General features: G+C 50.4%; 18 protein-coding genes. 8 read left to right on the top strand and 10 right to left on the bottom strand.

Annotation, left to right across the window (positions count from 1 at the left end; translation table 11 throughout):
* Positions 1-181: 181 nt before the first annotated feature.
* From BUB81_RS06295 to BUB81_RS06285, 3 genes are all read right to left on the bottom strand, one after another.
* Positions 182-619, bottom strand: a complete 438-nt coding sequence (locus BUB81_RS06295; RefSeq protein WP_245819128.1) for a RidA family protein — start codon at positions 617-619, stop codon at positions 182-184.
* A 213-nt stretch (positions 620-832) separates the two neighbouring features.
* On the bottom strand, positions 833-2,536 hold the full coding sequence (locus BUB81_RS06290; protein ID WP_073319943.1) for a M1 family metallopeptidase: 1,704 nt from the start codon (positions 2,534-2,536) through the stop codon (positions 833-835).
* A 178-nt stretch (positions 2,537-2,714) separates the two neighbouring features.
* Complete coding sequence (locus tag BUB81_RS06285) at positions 2,715-3,359, bottom strand: GntR family transcriptional regulator (RefSeq protein ID WP_073319940.1); 645 nt, start codon at positions 3,357-3,359, stop codon at positions 2,715-2,717.
* Positions 3,360-3,843: 484 nt separating this feature from the next.
* On the opposite strand from BUB81_RS06285, the gene BUB81_RS06280 reads away from it, so the two are divergent.
* Together BUB81_RS06280 and BUB81_RS06275 are read left to right on the top strand one after the other, a co-directional pair.
* Positions 3,844-4,881 carry a sensor domain-containing diguanylate cyclase gene (locus tag BUB81_RS06280; protein WP_073319938.1) on the top strand — a complete coding sequence of 346 codons (1,038 nt, stop codon included), beginning with the start codon at positions 3,844-3,846 and terminating at the stop codon, positions 4,879-4,881.
* Positions 4,882-4,975: 94 nt separating this feature from the next.
* The gene (locus BUB81_RS06275) at positions 4,976-5,593 is read left to right on the top strand and encodes a TetR/AcrR family transcriptional regulator (protein ID WP_073319936.1); all 618 of its coding nucleotides are present in this window, start codon (positions 4,976-4,978) and stop codon (positions 5,591-5,593) included.
* Here the strand turns inward: BUB81_RS06275 and BUB81_RS06270 are convergent.
* Positions 5,555-6,229, bottom strand: a complete 675-nt coding sequence (locus tag BUB81_RS06270) for a haloacid dehalogenase type II (protein ID WP_073319934.1) — start codon at positions 6,227-6,229, stop codon at positions 5,555-5,557. The two genes, BUB81_RS06275 and BUB81_RS06270, sit on opposite strands and share 39 nt — an antisense overlap.
* A 135-nt stretch (positions 6,230-6,364) precedes the next feature.
* On the opposite strand from BUB81_RS06270, the gene BUB81_RS06265 reads away from it, so the two are divergent.
* On the top strand, positions 6,365-6,916 hold the full coding sequence (locus BUB81_RS06265) for a carboxymuconolactone decarboxylase family protein (protein WP_073319932.1): 552 nt from the start codon (positions 6,365-6,367) through the stop codon (positions 6,914-6,916).
* Positions 6,917-6,958: 42 nt separating this feature from the next.
* Here BUB81_RS06265 and BUB81_RS06260 read toward each other — a convergent pair whose 3' ends face one another.
* From BUB81_RS06260 to BUB81_RS06245, 4 genes are all read right to left on the bottom strand, one after another.
* On the bottom strand, positions 6,959-8,668 hold the full coding sequence (locus BUB81_RS06260; protein ID WP_073319930.1) for an ArnT family glycosyltransferase: 1,710 nt from the start codon (positions 8,666-8,668) through the stop codon (positions 6,959-6,961).
* Positions 8,668-9,423 carry a TVP38/TMEM64 family protein gene (locus BUB81_RS06255; RefSeq protein WP_073319927.1) on the bottom strand — a complete coding sequence of 252 codons (756 nt, stop codon included), beginning with the start codon at positions 9,421-9,423 and terminating at the stop codon, positions 8,668-8,670. Before BUB81_RS06255 ends, BUB81_RS06260 begins: the two co-directional genes overlap by 1 nt.
* Positions 9,416-10,138, bottom strand: a complete 723-nt coding sequence (locus tag BUB81_RS06250; protein WP_073319925.1) for a glycosyltransferase family 2 protein — start codon at positions 10,136-10,138, stop codon at positions 9,416-9,418. Before BUB81_RS06250 ends, BUB81_RS06255 begins: the two co-directional genes overlap by 8 nt.
* 73 nt (positions 10,139-10,211) lie before the next feature.
* The gene (locus tag BUB81_RS06245; protein ID WP_073319923.1) at positions 10,212-11,126 is read right to left on the bottom strand and encodes a LysR family transcriptional regulator; all 915 of its coding nucleotides are present in this window, start codon (positions 11,124-11,126) and stop codon (positions 10,212-10,214) included.
* 112 nt (positions 11,127-11,238) lie between these two features.
* On the opposite strand from BUB81_RS06245, the gene BUB81_RS06240 reads away from it, so the two are divergent.
* The 5 genes from BUB81_RS06240 to BUB81_RS06220 are packed head-to-tail and all read left to right on the top strand — an operon-like array spanning position 11,239 to position 15,839.
* Entirely contained in the window at positions 11,239-12,501 is a 1,263-nt protein-coding gene (locus BUB81_RS06240; protein ID WP_073319921.1) for an acyl-CoA dehydrogenase family protein, read from the top strand.
* A 1-nt stretch (position 12,502) separates the two neighbouring features.
* Positions 12,503-13,309: an SDR family oxidoreductase gene (locus BUB81_RS06235; RefSeq protein ID WP_073319919.1), complete on the top strand. Its 807-nt coding sequence runs from the start codon at positions 12,503-12,505 to the stop codon at positions 13,307-13,309.
* Between the two features lie 6 nt (positions 13,310-13,315).
* On the top strand, positions 13,316-14,380 hold the full coding sequence (locus tag BUB81_RS06230; protein WP_073319905.1) for a phosphotransferase family protein: 1,065 nt from the start codon (positions 13,316-13,318) through the stop codon (positions 14,378-14,380).
* Between the two features lie 2 nt (positions 14,381-14,382).
* Positions 14,383-15,081, top strand: a complete 699-nt coding sequence (locus BUB81_RS06225) for a histidine phosphatase family protein (protein WP_073319902.1) — start codon at positions 14,383-14,385, stop codon at positions 15,079-15,081.
* Between the two features lie 11 nt (positions 15,082-15,092).
* Positions 15,093-15,839, top strand: coding sequence for an SDR family oxidoreductase (locus BUB81_RS06220; protein ID WP_073319899.1), 747 nt, complete (start codon positions 15,093-15,095; stop codon positions 15,837-15,839).
* Between the two features lie 74 nt (positions 15,840-15,913).
* Here the strand turns inward: BUB81_RS06220 and BUB81_RS06215 are convergent, their stop codons facing one another.
* Together BUB81_RS06215 and BUB81_RS06210 are read right to left on the bottom strand one after the other, a co-directional pair.
* Positions 15,914-18,586 carry a TonB-dependent receptor gene (locus BUB81_RS06215; RefSeq protein ID WP_073319895.1) on the bottom strand — a complete coding sequence of 891 codons (2,673 nt, stop codon included), beginning with the start codon at positions 18,584-18,586 and terminating at the stop codon, positions 15,914-15,916.
* Between the two features lie 407 nt (positions 18,587-18,993).
* On the bottom strand, positions 18,994-19,515 hold the full coding sequence (locus tag BUB81_RS06210; RefSeq protein WP_073319892.1) for a DUF1569 domain-containing protein: 522 nt from the start codon (positions 19,513-19,515) through the stop codon (positions 18,994-18,996).
* Positions 19,516-19,602 lie beyond the last annotated feature (87 nt).

Below are 19,602 nucleotides of genomic sequence, written 5' to 3'. Positions count from 1 at the left end.
CCCGGAATCGCGCAGCGTATATCCCCATCCGTCGTCCCGGAATCGCCCCAGCGATATCCGGGATCTTAGAAATCGAAGTGCAGAAGGTGGTTGTTTTTAGATCGCGGCCTTTTTATTAGTTCCCGGGACAAGCCCGGGATGACGGTTGATTTATCTGCCACCTCTGGGCCGGGATGATGTTTTACATACGGCGTTTGTGTGCCATGCACTCTACTTCGAGCATGGAGCCCATGGCGAGGCCGTCGACACCGAACGCGCTGCGGGCGGGTAGGGCACCTTTGGAAAAGTACTGCACATAGACTTTATTGAAATCAGGCCATTGGGCGATGTCGTCTATCATCACCGTACACTTGAAGATATCTTCCATATCCAGGCCGATACTGTTAAGTGCGGACTTGATATTTTTCATAACCTGGTGAGATTGCTCGGTGATATTGTCGGCGAGCTGTCCGTGTTCATCTGCGGCGATTTGGCCAGACAAATACACAATGTTGTCGACTTGTGTGGCGAGTGAAAATGGCATATCTGGATTGGGGTGCGGGTAGCGTTTTAAACCTGCAGTCGCGGTCGCGCTGAGGCTCATAATTAAACACATCAGGGTTAACTTAACGAAGTTCACCTTGTACTCCTGTCGTTATATTTTTTTCTGTTTTTAGTGCGGGTACGTTGCGCTAGAGACAAGTACACCACCTGTTATTACTATGTTTGCTCAGGGTGTGCTAAACAACAAGTTTATACCGGGCAATTTGGGCCAAACGACCGAATTTTGCGGTTATTCGCACCTGACTCAAACTGTCAGGTGCGAAGTGGCCCAAAGTTAGATTACACAAGTTTATTGTTTGTTGTCGTATCGCGCTTCGTATCGGAGCACTTTGCTATTGGGATCGGCAATCACTACATCGAAGGGGGTAACGGTTATGGTGTTCGGCGACGTGATATCCAGCACTTGTACTTCGCCATTCACCGATACCTCAAGAGGCATTGGGAAGGGTAAGTTTTGCGGAGTATTCCATCTAAAAGTCACACTGTCTTCGGTGCGTGTTTCAACCAGTTTCGGCAGCTTGGGCTGATACAAATACACGTCGAAAAACCAGCTTAAATCCTTGCCGGTACGTCGATTAACTATCTCGATGAAGTCCTGGGTATTGCGGTAAATAGTGGTGAAGTTACCGGGTTTGGGCTGGTCAGTGCCATAAACAAGCTCGCGCACTGCGCTGAAAAAGGCGTCGTCGCCAATCAGGTTTCGCAGGGTATGCATGATCCAGGAGCCTTTGTAGTAAATATCCAGTGCCGGGCCGACACCGCGCTCGTAAACCTGTTCCACTTCCATGAGTTTGTTAGACACGATGGGGTGGGTATTAATGAGCCCTTTACGCTGATTGTTCAGGTAAGTCATGTAGGCAACATCACCCGACAAATACTGAGCAAACAAAGGTTGCATGTAGCTGCCGAGTCCTTCGTGGATCCACATGTGATCCCAGTTGTCGTTAGTCACCTGGTTGCCAAAATATTCATGGGCAAATTCGTGTTGTAGCAGCCAGTCGAAACCGAATTCGTCTTTTTTGTATTCGTTGCCATAGGCATTAATGGTTTGGTGTTCCATACCCAAATGCGGGGTTTGTGCAACGCCGACTTTCTCATTGCCAAACGGGTACGGCCCAATCATGCGCTCGAAAAACGTCAGCATGGTGGGGATTTCGTCGAACAGTACTTTTGCTTGTTGTTCGTTGCCCGGGAGGTGGTAGTACACTATGGGGTAAGTGTTGCCATAGATGCTTGAATAGGTGGTTTCGAGCTTTTCAAACGGTGCAATATTCAGTGCGATACCGTAGGTGTTGTGGGCTGAGCGAGTTTGCCAGTGATACGTGCGCGTGTCGCCATTGTCGGTTACATCAACCAGTACGCCATTGCTGGCCGCGACCAGAGGCTTGGGCACCTGAATATGTAAATCGGTTTGATTGGGTTCGCCGTGTGGCTGGTCTATGCAAGGCCAGAAAAGGTCACAACCTTCTCCTTGCACCGCGGTTGCCAGCCAGTTTGCGCCATCGGGTGTTTTTTCCCACATCACGCCGCCATCCCAAGGGGCGCGTACCGGAATTCGGGGTTGCCCCTCGTAGCTAATGGTCACGGTTAACGGCAAGGCTATGTCTGAAGTAGGCGTGATCTGTAGCTCGCCACCCACGTTACGGTATTGTGATGCGGCTAGCGATTCGCCATTTACCGCAACGCTATTAACCGTAAAGACACTGTCTAAATCGACGGAGAAAGCGCTTCTGCTGCCTTCACCTTTCAGTGTCAGGGTTGTTGTACCCATGAGAATTTTGTTGTCAAAATCGAACGCAAAGGTGAGGTCGGCATGTTCGACAGTGAGACCTTGCTGTAGCGGTGCAACCTGTCCACCGCTTTTTAAACTGTAGGCCGTAGACTCGGTAGCCTTTACGACATCTGAAGATTCTGTACTGCTGCAGGCAGACAACGAGGTGATTGCGACAGCGGCGGCGATAGCCGTTAACTGTCTGATACGGGTATAAACCATGGAGCGTCTCTGTTGTTGTTATCTGTTCCAGAGTATACAAAATTGTTGTGTTAACAAGCTGCGGATAGGATCAACCCCCTAAAATATCTGGTGGAGGGCGAGACCTGCTTTGTATGTATATATGGCAGAGTAAATAAAAATCCCGTTTGAGGCGGCAACCTGAAACGGGATTTGTTTGTTATTCGAAAAGTTCGCCGCGGAGGTCTTCCAGGGTACTTTGCGTGTGCTCTTTGAGCAGCTTTTTCACCCTTTTGGCGTCTTTGTTCATCCAGGCATCAAAGATTTCCTGGTGCTCGCGATACGCATCGGCTTCGCGATCAGGTGGCTCAAGGTGCCTGCGAACATAGCGCTCTGACAGCAAATGCACCTTGGTCAATAACTCCTGGGTAATCTTTCGATTGGCCGGTGCGGTTAATGCAAGGTGAAATTCACGGTTTACGGTAACGGCTGCGGGGGATATTTCGTATGCCATACTCTGCAGGCGCTTGTAGATTTCCTCTACTTTTTGCTTGTCCTGTTCGGTTGCTTTTTTACAACCCTGAGCGGCGGCCTCGGGCTCCAGCGTTTGACGTAATTGAAATACGTCTTCGGCTTCAGCCAGGCTAATCGGGCGAACGATAAAGCCTCGGTTTGGGTGCGAAATCAGTAGTCCGTCTTGCTCCAAACGTGTAAGGGCTTCACGCAGCGGTATTTTACTCACTCCTAAGTCCTGAGAGAGTGCGTCCTGACGAATGGGTTTTGCCGGAAACATATCGTTGGCGAGGATACGCTCACGAATAATTTCGTAAGCTTGTTCCGACAGGGTTTTAACCACAATTGACATCTATAAATTACTCCTAAGGAGAGTTTGTCTATTATCTTTTTTGTTATCGGCGACTGTACGAATTTGTACGTTCAACACCATGTCATACAGTATACCATTTGAAAGTGAGTTACACTTTTATCTCGTTCGAACGATTGTTTTTCATACAGCGGTAAAGCATTTTTTTCAATATGAAGGGCATTCGTCGTGTTTACTGTTTCAACTATTGTAAATTTGCCCAGTGGCGAATCGAGCTGTGGCGTTAAATGATCAGGAGAGGCAGCGAAAAAGAAGTTATAAAACTTTTTGTCTAAAAAATAGACTGTTGTAGTTTAAAAATTATTCAAAGTGGAGTATAAAAGGCAACGGTTAACACCATGATATAAACGACAGTTACGCCGCAGTGAGAGGGATACCACAGACAGTGCCGGTGTTTTAGAAGAATAATTAGATAGACAAGCGTTGCTTTTATAGCGTTGTAGCGCGTGAATACGGGCGAAAACATATGAATCAAGCTTCCTGGCACACGATCGGGCCGTCCTGGCAGGATCGCAGCAATAAACTCAAGCAAATTATTGATATGCAAACCGCTATTGCTAAAGTCGGCATGGACTTGTCGTCGGTAATGCAACTGGTTGTAGAATATTGTTGTGAACTTATTCAATGCGATGGCGCGGCAATTGAACTGCGCGAAGGTGATTGCATGGTGTACCGCGCAACGAGCGGCATTGCGAATGCGCACTCTGGTTTACGTCTGCCTATTCACGAAAGCCTGTCCGGGTACAGTATTCAAACCGGCGAACTGCAGCTGTGTAATGATGTCGATTCAGACCCGCGGGTCAATCAGCCTGCTTGTAAAGCCCAAGGTATTGAGTCGATGCTGTTGATTCCGCTGGCACATTCCAACGATATGGTCGGCGTACTGAAAGTCTTGTCCTGTCGCAAGCAGCATTTTACTACTGAGCACGCGGCGATACTGCGATTGGTGTCTGAGCAAGTAGCTGCGTCTTTGTATTTTTGCCATCGTTATGTGCCCGACAATCTGGTGCACCAGGCCACTCACGACAGCCTCACAGAACTAAAGAATCGTTCCGCATTTATGGAGCGATTACGCAGGGAAGTGCAGGTCAGCGACTGCAAATACGCGCATCGTTTTGGCGTCATGATTATTGATATGAACGGATTAAAACGCGTTAATGACGAATTGGGACACCGCGCAGGCGATACCTTACTGGCCGAAATGGCCAGGCGCTTACAAAGTGCTTTCCGACCCTCTGATTTAGTCGCTCGCATTGGCGGTGATGAATTTGGGGTGGTAGTGAGTAACCTGCAAACCCCTGATGCATTGAGCAAAGCAACACAACGGCTGCAAGGCGCATTAGTCAGGCCGCATGAATGTAAAGGCCAGAATATTCGTTTAAGTGCCTCAGTAGGCAGCGCTGTTTACCCTGACGATGCCCAGCAAATAGAACCACTCATTGAAATGGCGGATCAGCGTATGTATCAGAAAAAACGCGCTCACTATGAGCGTGTGCCCGCGTAATATTTTTCTACTGTTGTTGCGAATACGCTTTTTTTTGCATTTATTGTACCGAAGGGTAAAATATGCACATTGAAGCAGTAGCAGGACGATAATCGTGACAAGTGGCCGTAAACGTGAATTTGATGCAGAGATTGCCCTCGAAGCCGCCATGCAGGTATTTTGGCAGAAGGGCTATACTGGCGCGTCGCTGACAGATTTGATTGATAGCATGGGGATCAACAAACCCAGCATGTATCGCGCGTTCGGCAACAAGGAAGCCTTGTTTGTAAAAGCGACTCAGCGTTATCTCGAAACCCGCATGCAACCGCATTTGAAACTGCTTCAACAGGCTGATTTGCCACTAAGGCAACGCATTAAAAACCACATGATGTCTATTCTGGCCATGCAGTGTGACGCCGAACACGCTAAAGGCTGTTATTTAGTGCTGTGTCAGTCTGAAATGATCAGCGGCAACGTACCCGAAGAAGCCGCCGATGTACTTGCCCGGGCAGATGCACTGCCAAAACAGCTCTATACTGACTTATTTTTACAGTCTCCCGAGTCTATTCAGCTCGGCCTTCATAACCATGCGCAAGCCAATGCCCTGGCACTGTACACCTTGTTAAAAGGCACGGCGTCTATGGCGAGATGCGGTACCTCGTTAGCGCAGCTCGAATTCGCGGTCGACAGTATGTTAGACGGTATTTTTCAGCAAAGGGGCAAGCTGTCCTAGTTCGCTAATTTCTGCTGTTGGCGTAATACCCCACGGGTCGAAAACCGACTGTGGACTGCGCTTCACCCAGGCCGTGCGCCAGCCACATTCACTGGCACCAATCACATCAAAGGGATTACTCGACACCAGCCAGGTTTGGTTGGCATCGCATTTTACAGTATCCAGTAAATGGCGATAAATAGCCGGGTCGGGTTTGAATGTTTCAATTGCATCAGCGGTCACCACATACTCAAAATACCCAGCGATCTCCGCGTGGCTAAGCAGGCTGTTTACTGCCTGTTGTTCACCATTGGAAAACGCCACCAGGGTCGCATTTTGTGCAAGCTCAGGCAGCGCGCTTTGCACGTCACTGAATGCGGGCAGACGCAAGTACTTGTCTAACAGCAATTGCCGCTGGTCGTCATGGAGTGCCACAGCCAGATGCTGGCAGGTAAAGTCCAGTGCCTGTGCTGTGCAAACAGAAAAGTGCTGGTAACGACGCATCAATCCGCGTCGAAACGAATACTCCAGTTGTTTGTTACGCCAGGTGTGCGAAAACACCTCGGCCCTGTCACCGACCATTTCCGACAGCTCGTTCAATAAGCCGTGGGTATCGATTAACGTGCCATAAACATCAAATGCCAACACCGTTTTCATTCGTTTCTCCATTGTCAGGGATCGCGAGGATCAAAGTTATTTGACTTTAGCTTACCGATCGGTACAATTCAAATTTCTTATTTGTACCAATTGGTACAAAATGTGTGAAGAGCTATCTAAAACGAGGAAAATCCCATGACATCTTTAACCGTACATACATTAGATTCAGCGCCTGAAGCCAGTAAACCTTTGCTGGAGGACTCCATTAAAGCCTTCGGTATGCTGCCAAACTTACATGGCATTATGGCTGCGTCGCCCCAGGTATTGGAAGGCTACAAGGTATTACACGACTTATTTCAGAAAACCGACTTTACCGCGGAAGAGCTCACGGTTGTGTGGCAAACCATCAATGTAGAGCATGGCTGTCATTACTGTGTGCCTGCCCATACTGCGATTGCCCATTCAATGAAAGTGGACGCTGCTCTAACGGAAGCGCTGCGAAATGCTGAACCAATGCCGACGCCTAAATTGCAGGCTTTGCAGGATATGACACTGTTGATCACCAGAAATCGTGGTGTGGTGAGCGACGCTGATCTGGATGCCTTTTATTCTGCAGGCTACACAGAGCGTCACGTGCAGGAAATTATTCTGGGTCTGGCACAAAAGGTCATGAGTAATTACATCAACCACATTGGTAATACACCGGTGGATGCACCTTTTGCAAAGTTTGACTGGACCAAGAAATAGGCTGAATTGAACGCCTGTCGACCCACAACAACAGCCGGTATTTTACCGGCTGTACTCTTGAACCGGTTGTGTAGGAAGCGTGCAGTGGGTTGTTTTAGCCTGAGCGTTCACTACATACCAGTCGCGACGATGGGCAAAGCCAACATATTCAGCAAGATGCGGATTAAAGCAGCTGGCTTGCAATTGCGGTTCGGCGAGCAGCAGATACCGTGTACATTGCCCTTCCAGCCATTGATTCGCTGCTTGCAGCTGTATGTCAGTGGGGGTGTGATAACCAAAATGGGTTACCGGGTAAGGGGAAAACAAAATGAATTGCTCGGAGAATTCCACCAGAGCGATTTCCGAATCCTCTGGCAGTATCTTTTGCATTGCATTAAACACAGTCTCCGGCGTGCGCATTGGCCCCATGAGCACATATCCCCAGGTACTGTAAATAAGCCATAGGCCGCTGATCAGTATCGCCCAGCTCTTCCACTTCGCCTTACGGTAACTCACGATCAATGAGATTACGCCAATTGTTGAAGCCGCGAAGAAGAAACCAGATACATCCACACTGTTATCGTCCAGCGCGTGTTGAATCCACGAAGCTTCGAGTAACGCACCGACACCGGCGACGAACAAAAGCAGTGTCAGTAAGCCACATAACCCCCATATCAGCTGATTTAACCAGCGCCTGGAAAGTAGTTGCGCGCAGTAAGGAGCGCTAATTAAAGCCAGCATGGGCAATGCAGGTAAGATATACACGCCACGCTTACCCGGACTCATGCTGAAGAAAATCACCAGCAGTACAATCCAGCCTGCGGGTAATATTATGCGGGCATCCAGTTGTTTTATTGCCCGCCACCAGGCCGGTATTAACCACGGCAGTGCCAGACTCATGGGCAACCAAAATACCGGAATAACCGACGTCAGGTAATACCAGAAAGGTTTAATGTGATGCCAGGAGTCAGCATATCGGGTGACGGTTTGCTTAAATAAAATATTGTCGCGATAAGCATGTAATGCAGGGTTATCACTTGCTGATACCAGGTAGTACATGGGCACGAACCACAGCGAGATCGCCAGCAGCATAACAACCGGGCCCAACCACCATTTCCATACTGACGGCTGATACGGCAAAGCGAATTCGTCGTGCCTTGTTCTCAATCGATAAGCTAAATAGGGCAGCAACATCAAGGCGGGTAAAAAGCCAACGCCTTTGGTAATGATCCCCAACCCCATGGCAAACCAGGCCAGGAAGTACCAGCGCCATAGCCCGTCAATGAGTAAAAAACGCAATAACCCGTAACAGCCGAAGGTGATAAAAACGCAGACCAGGGCGTCTATCTGTGCGGTTTTTGCTTGCAGCGTGAACTGCACGGTAAAAAGCAGTAACAGGCCTGCAATAAACCCTGTATTCACAGACCAAAGGCGGCGACCGAGGTCGTAAACCAACCCAATCGTTACCATACCTGCAAGCGCTGACGGTAACAAAAATGCCACTTTCAGGCTCCCTGTCATGACATAAAACAGGGCGATTAACCACATAAATACCGGCGGTTTATCGGGATAGATTTCGCCGCCGCGCATTGGGAAAAACCATTGCCCGGTTTCCACCATGTCTTTGGCGATCAGTGCAAAGCGCGGTTCATCGGCAGGCCAGGGCTCACGGAGCCCTAAACCGGTTAACAGGATAACTGCACTCAGACATAGCAGGATACCTAACGGGTAAGCCTGATACAGCCCCGAAGGATAGAGTGAGTGATTGTTCATTAGACAGAAGTCGACGCAGATTGGCCAGATTGTTGAGTGGTTGAGGCGTCTTGTGCGGTGTCACTGTCATTGACGTTGTCATTATTCAGCGCACCGGCTTTAAACTGTTTGTACAGATAAATACTCAACAACGCAGAGACCCCAAGTAACCCTACGCTCAGGGCGATTTTCCAGTAGGACTGCACCACAATGCCTTTGCCCATCAACGCAAATATTGCCATTTGAGGAATGTAGCCAATCATAGAGCCGGTTATAAACAGCCGAGCAGGCACATGGCTTACGCCTGCGATCAGATTGGTCGCGAGGTTATTGCCGAAGGGCATCAGGCGGATCACAATGGTCATTAAAAAGGGTTTCACCGCTACAAAAGCATCCAGCCGGGCTACTTTACTGGCGAATCTGGCTCTCAGTGGACGGCGTGCCACTGTGCGAGACAACCAGAATACCGCTGTACAACTTAGGGTGGCGCCGATAACGGAGTAGAGCAGCCCCTCGCTGAATCCAAAGGCGTAACCGGCCAGAAACGCGGTGAGTTGACGCGGCAGGCCAATAGCGGTTAATGCTGCAGCCATACCGATAAAATACGCAACGCCTGTCCATCCGTTGTGCCGGGTATTGGCATCGACCCAGTCCTGATTAAACGCAGCGACGGCGGGGAGTTGCCGGACTACTTCGCTAACCCCAACACACACTAGCAAGATGAGCAGCAGGTATAAACTGTTTTTCAATAGGGAGATACGGCGTTGTTTATTCATCTTCACATACTACGTGTGCAATCTTAGTGCGTTTCTGCAGCCATAAAACACCAATCATATCAATAATGCCAACCCATAGGCGACTCATCATGGTGTAATTTGAAGTGCCGTGCTGGCGATCTCTGTGATTCACCTGCACCACGATAACGTCTCCACCCAGACGCTTTATTAAAGCTGGAATAAAGCGGTGCATGTGGTCGAAATAGGGTAGTCGCAAAAAAGTCTCGCGGGGAAACAGCTTCATGCCACAACCGGTATCCGGTGTGTCATCGTGCAGAAAGCGACTTCTCACACCGTTTGCCACCCGGGACTGAAACCGTTTCCAGGCAGTGTCTTTGCGGCTTTTGCGATAGCCGGCAACGCAAAAACACTGTGCAGGCGAATATGCCCGGGCCGCAGAAAGCAGCGCGGGAATGTCTGCCGGATCGTTTTGTCCGTCAGCATCGAGGGTGATTACGAGCTCGCCTCTGGCATGGTAAACCCCAGTATGCACTGCGGTGCTCTGGCCAACGGAAAAGACATGACGAATAACCCTGAGTTGAGGGTAGTGGCTTAACGACAATTGGCGTAGCACATGATAGGTATTGTCCGTACTGCCATCATCCACATAAAGAATTTCAAACGAACACACACCGCGTAATGCAGTGACTATTTCTTTTACCAAAGGGGCAATATTGTCCTGTTCATTTTTTGCAGGGATCACAACAGAAAGCACGGCAGGTAAATCTCATTAATGCTGAATCAGTGCTCACAATAGCGGGTAAACCTTAAGACAGGCTTAAGCGCATTTAGCTGCGAATAGTGAGGTGATTACTGATCTTTTCCACCTGCTGCCTGAGCCAGGCGATGGCGTCGTCCTGCTCACTGTTTTCGTGCCAGTACATATCCACATCGAGCCCTTGCAGGGTTAAAGGTAGTGGGAGTATTTCCAATTCGTCGTCCCGCAAACTCCTGGCTATCGATACGGGTATCGTCAGTAAGTACTCACCTGTTTTTAACAGGTGTTTAGCCGTTTGGTAACTCTGACAACGCAACACATGCTGACGATTAATACTTTGCTGTTGCAGGCTGATGTCCTCAACCACACGCCCGGAGGCGCGGTGACTTACTGCAATGTGTTCAGCTGCCAGGTAGGCCTGACGAGTTAGCGGTGATTGAACGTGCTTGCCCCGGAGTACCACAAACTCGTCTCTGCTCAGGCGTTGGTGCTGCACAGGCTTCGACAACGGCAGGGCCACGTCAATGGCGATGTCCGCCTGCCCGGTTGCCAGTAATCGGCCGATGTTGGGACGGTCTAAAGGCCGACAGGCCAGCTGCACCCGCGGTGCGAGTTCCCGCAAGTTGGAAAACAATACCGGAATGTACAGCGGTTCCAACGCGTCGTGGATCATGATGTTAAAGCGCTGTTCACTGCTGGCAGGATCAAAGCGGGTAAACTGCTGCACCGCCATGCGCAAGCCATTTAAATGCGACAGCAATAAGGGCGCAATGCGACGGCACAGACTGGTGGGTTGCATACGCGATGCTTTGCGTTCAAACAATGGATCATGCAAGTGTTCGCGCAATCGCTTTACCGCATGACTGATAGCCGACGGCGTAATAAACAGGCGCTCGGCGGCACGGGTCATATTCTGCTCTTCGTAAAGCGCCTCAAAGATCTTGAGCAGGTTGAGATCCAGATGTTGCAGGGGCTTATCGTTCATGAACAGTGCTGTGAATATTATTCATAGTTTGGCTTTAGTTTATTTCACTTCATTCATTTATTGCAACTGGTTAGACTAGTTAACAATTGAGTAACATGTTGGTGTATCTGCGATGAATTTTGAGCACAGTGAAAAAAGCCGGGCCTACGTTGCTAAAGTCAGGGACTTTATGCAGCAAAAAGTGTTGCCTCAGGAAGCCAGTATTATGCGCGAGAACCATGCCCAGAACGGTCATGGTAACTGGCAGCAATGGCAGTTAAACCCGACTGTTCAGGCGTTGAAAGCGCAGGCCAAAGCCGAGGGGTTATGGAACCTGTTTTTACCTGATTCTGAATGGGGGCAGGGCCTCAGTTGCGTCGACTATGCGCCGGTGGCAGAAGCCATGGGGCAAAGCTTGCTTGCGCCTGAAATTTTTAACTGCAACGCACCGGATACCGGCAATATGGAGGTGCTGTATCACTTTGGTAGCGACGCTCAGAAGTCACAATGGCTAACGCCATTGTTAAACGGCGACATTCGCTCGGTGTTCGGCATGACCGAGCCCGACGTTGCCTCGTCGGATGCTACTAACATGCAGGTCACGATTACCCCCGAGGGAGACGAACTGGTTATTAACGGCACCAAGTGGTGGACAACCGGCCTGGGCCATCCCAATGCAAAAATAGCCATTGTGATGGGGTTGTCTGTTCCTGATGCCGACAAGCACAACCGACACAGCATGGTGCTGGTGCCACTTGATACACCGGGGCTTACCATTAAACGCATGCTGACTGCCTATGGTGACTATGATGCGCCTTACGGGCATGGCGAAATGCACTTCGACAACGTACGTGTGCCCGCCGCCAATTTGATCATGGGGTTAGGTAAAGGGTTTGCGATTGCTCAGGGCCGATTAGGGCCGGGCAGGGTGCATCATTGTATGCGTGCCATTGGTGCTGCCGAGCGCGCACTGTCGTTAATGATTCAGCGCGGTAGTACCCGGGTTGCCTTTGGTCAGCCCATTATCAAACTGGGCGGCAATATGGAACGGGTGGCGGAAGCCCGAATGCTTATCGATCAGGCGCGCTTACTCACATTATGTGCGGCCTGGAAAATCGACAATGTGGGGGTAAAGCACGCCATGACCGATATTTCCGCCATTAAAGTGGTGGTGCCCAACATGCTGCAACAGGTGGTGGATATGGCTATCCAAATGCACGGCGGAGCCGGCATGTGTGGCGACCTGCCACTGGCTGGGTTTGCGGCAATGGCGCGCAGTCTGAGGCTGGCGGATGGTCCCGATGAAGTGCACAAAGCCATGGTGTCGCGTCTGGAACTGGCAAAATATAAACCCGCCAGAGAAGCGCAGTCATCATCGTTGGCAAAGGAGTCGTAACATGCAAAAACGGGTTGTAGTCACCGGCGGTGCGTCGGGACTGGGCAGAGCTTTGGCGCTGCGCTGGGCGAAAGCCGGCGCCGATGTGGTCATTGCCGACATTCACGCCGAGCGCGGTGAGCAGGTGTTGGCTGAACTCAAAACGCTGGGTGTACAAGCCTGGTATGTTCATTGCGATATTCGCAGTGACGCAGAGGTAAAGGCATTAACCGAACGCGTCGGGGAAATCTGGCCGTCGGTGGATTTACTGATCAACAACGCTGGGGTGGCCACCGCCGGCAGTCTGCTCGAGGAAGACATTGAACAGTGGGCCTGGGTGTTGGATATTAACGTGCTTGGAGCAGTGCGCATGACCCGCGCCATGTTGCCGTTGTTAAAAGCGCAGGATGGCGGTTATCTGCTGAACGTGGCATCCCAGGCGGGCATTACCGCCGCCCCGGTAATGGCCTCATATAACGCCAGCAAAGCCGCGATTGTGAGCTTTTCTGAGACCATGCGGCTGGAACTGATTGATGCCAGGATTGGTGTCAGTGTGCTGTGCCCGGGCTTTTTTAAAACCAACCTCGATGAGTCAGTGCGCAGCGCTAACCCGGCCATGAAAGGCGTGGTGACCCGATTGCTGGACAAAGCCCAGGTTAACGCTGATGATGTGGCTAATTGCGCGTTTGACGGCGTACAGGCAAAGCGCTTTATGTTGCTGAGTCATAAAGAGGGCGCTAAGGCCTATCGCATTAAACGCTGGTTCCCGCAGTATTACTTAAAAATGATGGCCGACCACACCAAACGGTTACGGAAAATGGGGCAATAAAACAGCATGACTTCGCAGTATATCGATACCGCTGGCTCGGTAAGAGCAGGTGAAACATTGCCCGTGGAGCCGGTGCATCAGTGGCTTCAGCAACGGGTTAACGGTTTGGCTGGGTTACCGGCCATTACCCAATATTCTGGTGGTGCCTCGAACTGGACATATTGCCTGTCTTACCCGGATGCAGAATTTATCCTGCGCCGCGCACCCGCCGGCACGAAAGCAAAAGGCGCGCACGACATGGGGCGGGAGTTTCGTCTGCAACAAGCGCTAAAACCTGTTTACGATTATGTGCCGGCCATGGTGGGCTATTGCGATGATGAAAATCTGATTGGCAGCGACTTTTATGTCATGGAGAAAATCACCGGGGTGATCCCGCGCAAGCATTTTCCTCGGGGTCTGGACGTCAGCAAAGCACAATGCCAACAACTGTGTAAAAACATGTTCGACAGCCTGATAGCGCTGCACAGCGTTGACTATAAACAAGCCGGTCTCGATCATCTGGGTAAAGGAGAAGGGTACACCGAACGGCAAATCAGTGGCTGGCGCACGCGCTATCAGAAAGCCAAAACCTGGAATGTGCCGTCGGGTAAAAAAGTCATCAACTGGCTGGAACGCAACCTGCCGTCTAAAGAGAACATCTGTCTGACGCATAATGACTTCCGGCTCGATAACCTGGTGCTGGACCCGAACGATATTACCCATATTAACGCCGTACTGGACTGGGAACTGGCAACCCTGGGCGACCCGTTGATGGACTTGGGTAATACGCTGGCCTATTGGGTTGAACCCGGTGATGATTTTATGGCGCAAATGACCCGTCGTCAGCCTACCCATTTGCCCGGCATGATGAGCCGCAACGAGATTGTCGATTATTACCTGTCAAACATGTCGCTGGACGTGGGTGATTTTCGTTTTTACGAAGTCTACGGGCTGTTCAGGCTCGCCGCGATTGCCCAGCAAATTTACTACCGATACCATCACAAACAAACCCGCAATCCGGCGTTTAAACGCTTCTGGTTATTTGTGCATTATTTACTGTGGCGCTGCGAGCGCGCTATAAAGGGGCGGTAGCCATGAGCTGTGTGTATTTACTCCGCCATGGGCAAGCCAGTTTTGAAGCAGACGACTATGATGCGTTGTCGGGTACCGGCGAGCAACAGGCTTACCGCACCGGCGCAGATCTGGCGCGCAGGGGGATTACCTTTAATAAAGTCGTGTGTGGCGGAATGCAGCGTCACGGCCAGACACTGACGCAGTTGCAAAAAGGCTACGGCGCGGCATTGCCAGCAGCGCCAGTTAACCGGGATTGGAATGAAATCGATCATCACAACGTACTGGGCGTATTCGACGAGCGACTGGCTACGGCAGCCAGCATGCGACAATATTTAATGACGCAACCTGAGCCAGAGAAGGCGTTTTTGAACGTGTTTACCCAGGCGGTTCATCGCTGGCAAAGCGGTAAGTATAACGACGACTATGCGGAGTCCTGGTGCAACTTCAGAAGACGGGTATTGAAAGCGCTTGAAGCGACTTTCGTGGAGCTGGAAAAAGGGGAACAGGCGCTGGTGGTAACGTCTGGTGGCCCAATCGCACTGGTGCTCTCAAGCCTGATGCAGCTCCCTGAACAAAATTGGTTTAGCCTGAACTGGACACTGGTAAATACGGGGATCACAAAAATTCTTCGCACCGGCGGCCGCTTCATGGTGTCATCGGTAAACGAACATCAGCATTTGGATACACCGGCCAGTCGCTCGATGATTACCTACAAATAAAGAGAACAACAATGCGTAAAAATATTTTGATTACCGGCGCGAGTTCGGGCCTGGGCCACGGTATGGCGGTAGAGTTTGCCAAACAGGGCTGCAACCTGGCGCTTTGCGCGCGTCGTGTAGAAAGACTTGAGGAGCTGAAAGCACAGCTCGAAGGCATTAACCCCAACATCAAGGTGTTTATCCGGTCGCTGGATGTAAACGATCACGATGCGGTATTCAGTGTGTTTAAGGCGTTTCGTGATGACATGGGCACGTTGGACCGGGTGATTGTGAATGCCGGTATGGGTAAAGGCGCGTCAATTGGTACCGGGTATTTTCATGCCAACAAACAAACCGCGGTGACCAATTTTGTGTCGGCCGTCGCTCAGTGTGAAGCGGCTATGGACATTTTTCGCGAGCAGAACGCCGGTCATCTGGTGACAATCTCTTCCATTAGCGCTGTGCGAGGCTTCCGCCGGGCTATGACGGTTTATGCGGCTACCAAAGCAGCGATCACGTCGCTGTCGGAAGGTATTCGCATAGACGTGCGCAACACGCCCATAAAAGTAACCTGTATTCACCCCGGGTTTATCCGCAGTGAAATAAACGACAAGGTAGAAAAAGTGCCGTTTATTGTGGACACCGAAACGGGTTGCAAAGCCATGGTAAGGGCTATCAACAAAGAGAAGGCAAACAGTTATGTGCCGACCTGGCCGTGGGCCTGGTTACACTGGATTTTGCGCATCGCGCCGCAAAGCTGGATTGCCAAAATGAGCTAAGTTGGTTCAGTTTAAAAAAGATAAAAGAAACCCGCCAAATGGCGGGTTTCTTAATGGTTTAAATAAACCGCAGATTACATTCTGTAACGTACACCCAGTGAGAAAGTACGGTCGCGGATGTAGGTATCACGAGGATACAAACGCGCATCGGCTGCAGAGTCACCGCCGAAGTAATCGTTGGCGACGTCATCGGCCAGGTTGGTGCCGTCGAAGCTGATAGTCAGGTTTTCGTTTACGTCGTAGTTCACCGAGAAATCCAGTGAGCTGATGGCCTCATGAATGACTGAGCTACCAGGCTGGTCGCCAGCTTCATTGAAGCTGCCGTACCATTCGCTACGCCAGTTGTAAGCCAGACGCACGTTAAGGCCTTCACGCTCATACATCAGGATAGCGTTGTAAGACTTGTCTGATACGTTAGGCAGCGGCTCCATAACCCCTTCGGCGTTTTCTGCTTCGTGATCCATTAATGTGGTATTCAGTTGGATACCCAGGCCGTCCAGCATGTCAGGCAGGTTTTCGAAGAACTGGGTATAGGCCAGCTCAACCCCTTCTAGGGAACCTGCGCCACTGTTTACCGGGCGGGTGATCGAGAACTCGTTACCATTGATGGTTTCAGGGATCGCTACGTACTTCACATAGCCGTCGATATCGCGGTAGAACACAGTTGCGGTTAATGAACTGGCTTCACCAAAGTACCATTCTGCTGCCAGGTCGTAGTTTTGTGACTCTACGGCATCCAGCTCCGGGTTACCGCCGTTGCCGTAGCCCAGCGTACCGGTTTCTGAAGGCAGGAAGTAGGTTGCACTTGGGTTCAGGTCAGCAAAGTTCGGACGATTAATGGTTTTGCCGTAGGCTGCACGAAGGAACACTTCATCGGCTACCTGCAGACGCATGTTCACTGCCGGTAACACCTGCGTTGAACTGGTGTCGACCGTAATTGGCGTAACCACGCCATCGGTAATGCTGTTACCGTTCAGTTCAGATTCCAGCTTAACAACGCGCACACCCGCTTCACCGTCTAACAGCATGTCGCCAATTTCTGTAGAGAAGTTAGCCTGTGCGTAAATCGCATAGTTGTTTTCTGTGTTGTCGTAATAGCGCGCTGGCAGGAAGTCAGGGTCGTCACGTGAGTAACCCATGGCCTCACGGATATCACCTCGGTTGGCCAGCAAATACGCGGCGTTAGGCGTTAACCACTGCGTATTGTTCAGTGATGTAACGTCGCTCATGTAGCCGGCTGGCGAGTAATCTTCCAGACCCGGGAATTCGGTAAGCGGTATATTCCGGCCTGAGATGTTGCCACGGCCGCCGGTATCGGCTTCCTGATTAAAGGCAGAACGCTCGTTAATACGCAGGCCTACATCAACAGAGTGGATCCATGAATCCAACGCAATGTTCGCATCCAGGGTCCAGTCAATGGCATCACCTTCCTGATGACCCAGGCTGTCAAAGTTAGTCCACAGGGAGTACTGGCTAAGGTCGGTCATGTCATAAGGCTGACCGCTCGCATCCAGGATTTGTACGTCAGAGATGCCTGCGCCGTTTTTGTCGAAGTCATAAATAATGGTGTCGGCAAAAAACGCTAAATCAAGAATAAAGCCTTTGTTGTTGGCTTCTGTGTCGGTGTACGCCAGGTCGGACTTAACGGTGATGTTGTCGAAATACCACTTGCCGCCCAGTGCAAACTGGTAGGTTTCAGACTCGTTGAAGAACGACTGGTTACTGGTAATGGTACCCGGTGCATCCGGACGAACCACAGACTGCGCCACGTTAGAGCCTTCTTTGTAAGACTCAACGTAACCATTACCCCAGCCACCCCAGCTAGGGATGGGTACCCAGAAGTTAAGCTGGCTGTTTTGCTCGTATTTCACCCCAAATACATCAAGGTAATAAGTGCTGTTGCTGTTCGGCTCGAACTGGAATGTCGCGTTGAATGAGTCGCGGGAGCGGTCACCGTAACGGAAATAACCACCGATAACGTTCGGTGCAAGTGCAGGCTCGCCAGCTACATTCAGCGGTGCAGAATTCGGGTTGTTGACTACCGAGTCTGGCAATGCAAACGGGGCCGTTACGAAGTTTACCTGGTCCTGAAAATCACGGCTTTGATGCGACACGCTTAACATAGCGCCAAAGCGGCCGTTGCTGTTATCCCAGTTGTTGTTCAGTGTGACGCTGCCAATGGGATTCCAGGATTCAGCCTCATCGCTGTACACATAACGTAAACCGCCTGCAGCAGAGAAGCCATCATCAAAGTCAAATGGCTTACGCAGTTGGATATCGATACTACCTGCAATACCCCCTTCGATATCAGACGCGCTAATCGACTTTTTCACGTCTACCGAGTAAACCAGATCAGCAGGCACGTCGGTCAGTGACAACGAGCGGCCGGTTGTTGTGAAGATATTGCGGCCATTCATGGTTGTAACGATGTCGGGTAAACCGCGAATCAGAACCTGGGCGACTTCACCGTTTGTACGCGCAACCTGAATACCGGTAACGCGCTGCAGAGCTGCAGCCACACTGTTGTCGGGTAATTTACCAATGTCTTCGGCCACGATGAGGTCTGAGATGTTCGACGCATTCATTTTCATATTTTGCGCGGAGTTCAAGCTGGCTTTTACACCACGTACGTCGATGATTTCAATAGTGTCTTCGGTGGGTTGCGTGTTGCTGGTGTCCTGAGCGTAAAGAGACTGCGAAGCCAATGCGGCTAAAATAGCACTGGCTACCTGTGCACGTTTAAACATGTATCTTCTCCAAGAATGTTTGTAGTTGCGCAACCATCACGAATTACCCTGCCGATCAATACCGTGTTGTGTTGCGCGTAGTAAGGTTTACGACCATCCCGTATTAGGCGTCGCCATTTGTTCTTATTGTTATTCTGGGGTAAGGATACTATTGTATGATAATATTATAGTCAACATTTCATTAACGATTGTTAATGAAGAAATAGAGATTCTCTTCGTTTTATTGATGTATATCTATATTAATCAGTGTTTTATGGTTTTTTAGATGGAGGGTGTGACAGGTGATACGGTAGCGGTGAACAGGCATTCACCGGTTTAAAACGCAAAAAATGTTAATGTTTTGTATAACGAATAGTCAGCGATTTTGGCTCGAATTGGGATAACTGCAAGCATTATGCGGCTTGATATCAGGTTATTTGCTCGAAGTGATTGCGTACATGCATAACGTGGGCGAGGGCATACTCCGCTTTACTCAGCGCGCCATAGGCAAAATGCTCAGCGAGCGGGCCTGTGTGTGCCTGAAATCGCTCCAGCGCCTCCACTAATTGGCCAATAGCCGCGTCGGCGGTCAGCAATGTCGGGGTATCTGGTGCGCCTGGGATAGGTTCTTCCAGGTTGTGGGTCATAACGCGTTTGGCGGCGAACACCGCAAAGGCCGTTGTGCCCAGTGAGGATTTAAACCATTCAGGCTTGTGTTCGGGGTAACCGGTTATTGAATAATCCACACTTTGGGTCATGTGATGGAATGTCCTGGCGATCGACCAATTGGTTTGTGAAGTCAGCTGACTGGCATCCAATGAGCGCAAAAATACCTGCAGGGCGCTGATGCCCATGTCGTCGTTGTGCTGCGGTGTATTCAGCCAATAGCCACCCGCCACGCCAATAGCGCCACAAGACAGCGCGGATATCACAAAGGTACGTCGATTCATTTTGTTGCTGTTGGTAATAAGCCAGAGTGAAACAGTATGACAATCGGGACGATCTGTATAGTGCTGATTACGAGGGGTTGATACACT

Source organism: Marisediminitalea aggregata, assembly GCF_900129565.1.
In the GTDB taxonomy this organism is placed as follows: domain Bacteria; phylum Pseudomonadota; class Gammaproteobacteria; order Enterobacterales; family Alteromonadaceae; genus Alteromonas; species Alteromonas aggregata.
This window is presented reverse-complemented; position numbering and strand designations above follow the sequence as displayed.

Coding starts and splice junctions, on each gene's coding strand:
- BUB81_RS06290 (WP_073319943.1), bottom strand. CDS start 2,536: ATGGTTTATACCCGTATCAGACAGTTAACGGCTATCGCCGCCGCTGTC.
- BUB81_RS06285 (WP_073319940.1), bottom strand. CDS start 3,359: ATGTCAATTGTGGTTAAAACCCTGTCGGAACAAGCTTACGAAATTATT.
- BUB81_RS06280 (WP_073319938.1), top strand. CDS start 3,844: ATGAATCAAGCTTCCTGGCACACGATCGGGCCGTCCTGGCAGGATCGC.
- BUB81_RS06270 (WP_073319934.1), bottom strand. CDS start 6,229: ATGAAAACGGTGTTGGCATTTGATGTTTATGGCACGTTAATCGATACC.
- BUB81_RS06265 (WP_073319932.1), top strand. CDS start 6,365: ATGACATCTTTAACCGTACATACATTAGATTCAGCGCCTGAAGCCAGT.
- BUB81_RS06260 (WP_073319930.1), bottom strand. CDS start 8,668: ATGAACAATCACTCACTCTATCCTTCGGGGCTGTATCAGGCTTACCCG.
- BUB81_RS06255 (WP_073319927.1), bottom strand. CDS start 9,423: ATGAATAAACAACGCCGTATCTCCCTATTGAAAAACAGTTTATACCTG.
- BUB81_RS06245 (WP_073319923.1), bottom strand. CDS start 11,126: ATGAACGATAAGCCCCTGCAACATCTGGATCTCAACCTGCTCAAGATC.
- BUB81_RS06240 (WP_073319921.1), top strand. CDS start 11,239: ATGAATTTTGAGCACAGTGAAAAAAGCCGGGCCTACGTTGCTAAAGTC.
- BUB81_RS06235 (WP_073319919.1), top strand. CDS start 12,503: ATGCAAAAACGGGTTGTAGTCACCGGCGGTGCGTCGGGACTGGGCAGA.
- BUB81_RS06230 (WP_073319905.1), top strand. CDS start 13,316: ATGACTTCGCAGTATATCGATACCGCTGGCTCGGTAAGAGCAGGTGAA.
- BUB81_RS06225 (WP_073319902.1), top strand. CDS start 14,383: ATGAGCTGTGTGTATTTACTCCGCCATGGGCAAGCCAGTTTTGAAGCA.
- BUB81_RS06220 (WP_073319899.1), top strand. CDS start 15,093: ATGCGTAAAAATATTTTGATTACCGGCGCGAGTTCGGGCCTGGGCCAC.
- BUB81_RS06215 (WP_073319895.1), bottom strand. CDS start 18,586: ATGTTTAAACGTGCACAGGTAGCCAGTGCTATTTTAGCCGCATTGGCT.
- BUB81_RS06210 (WP_073319892.1), bottom strand. CDS start 19,515: ATGAATCGACGTACCTTTGTGATATCCGCGCTGTCTTGTGGCGCTATT.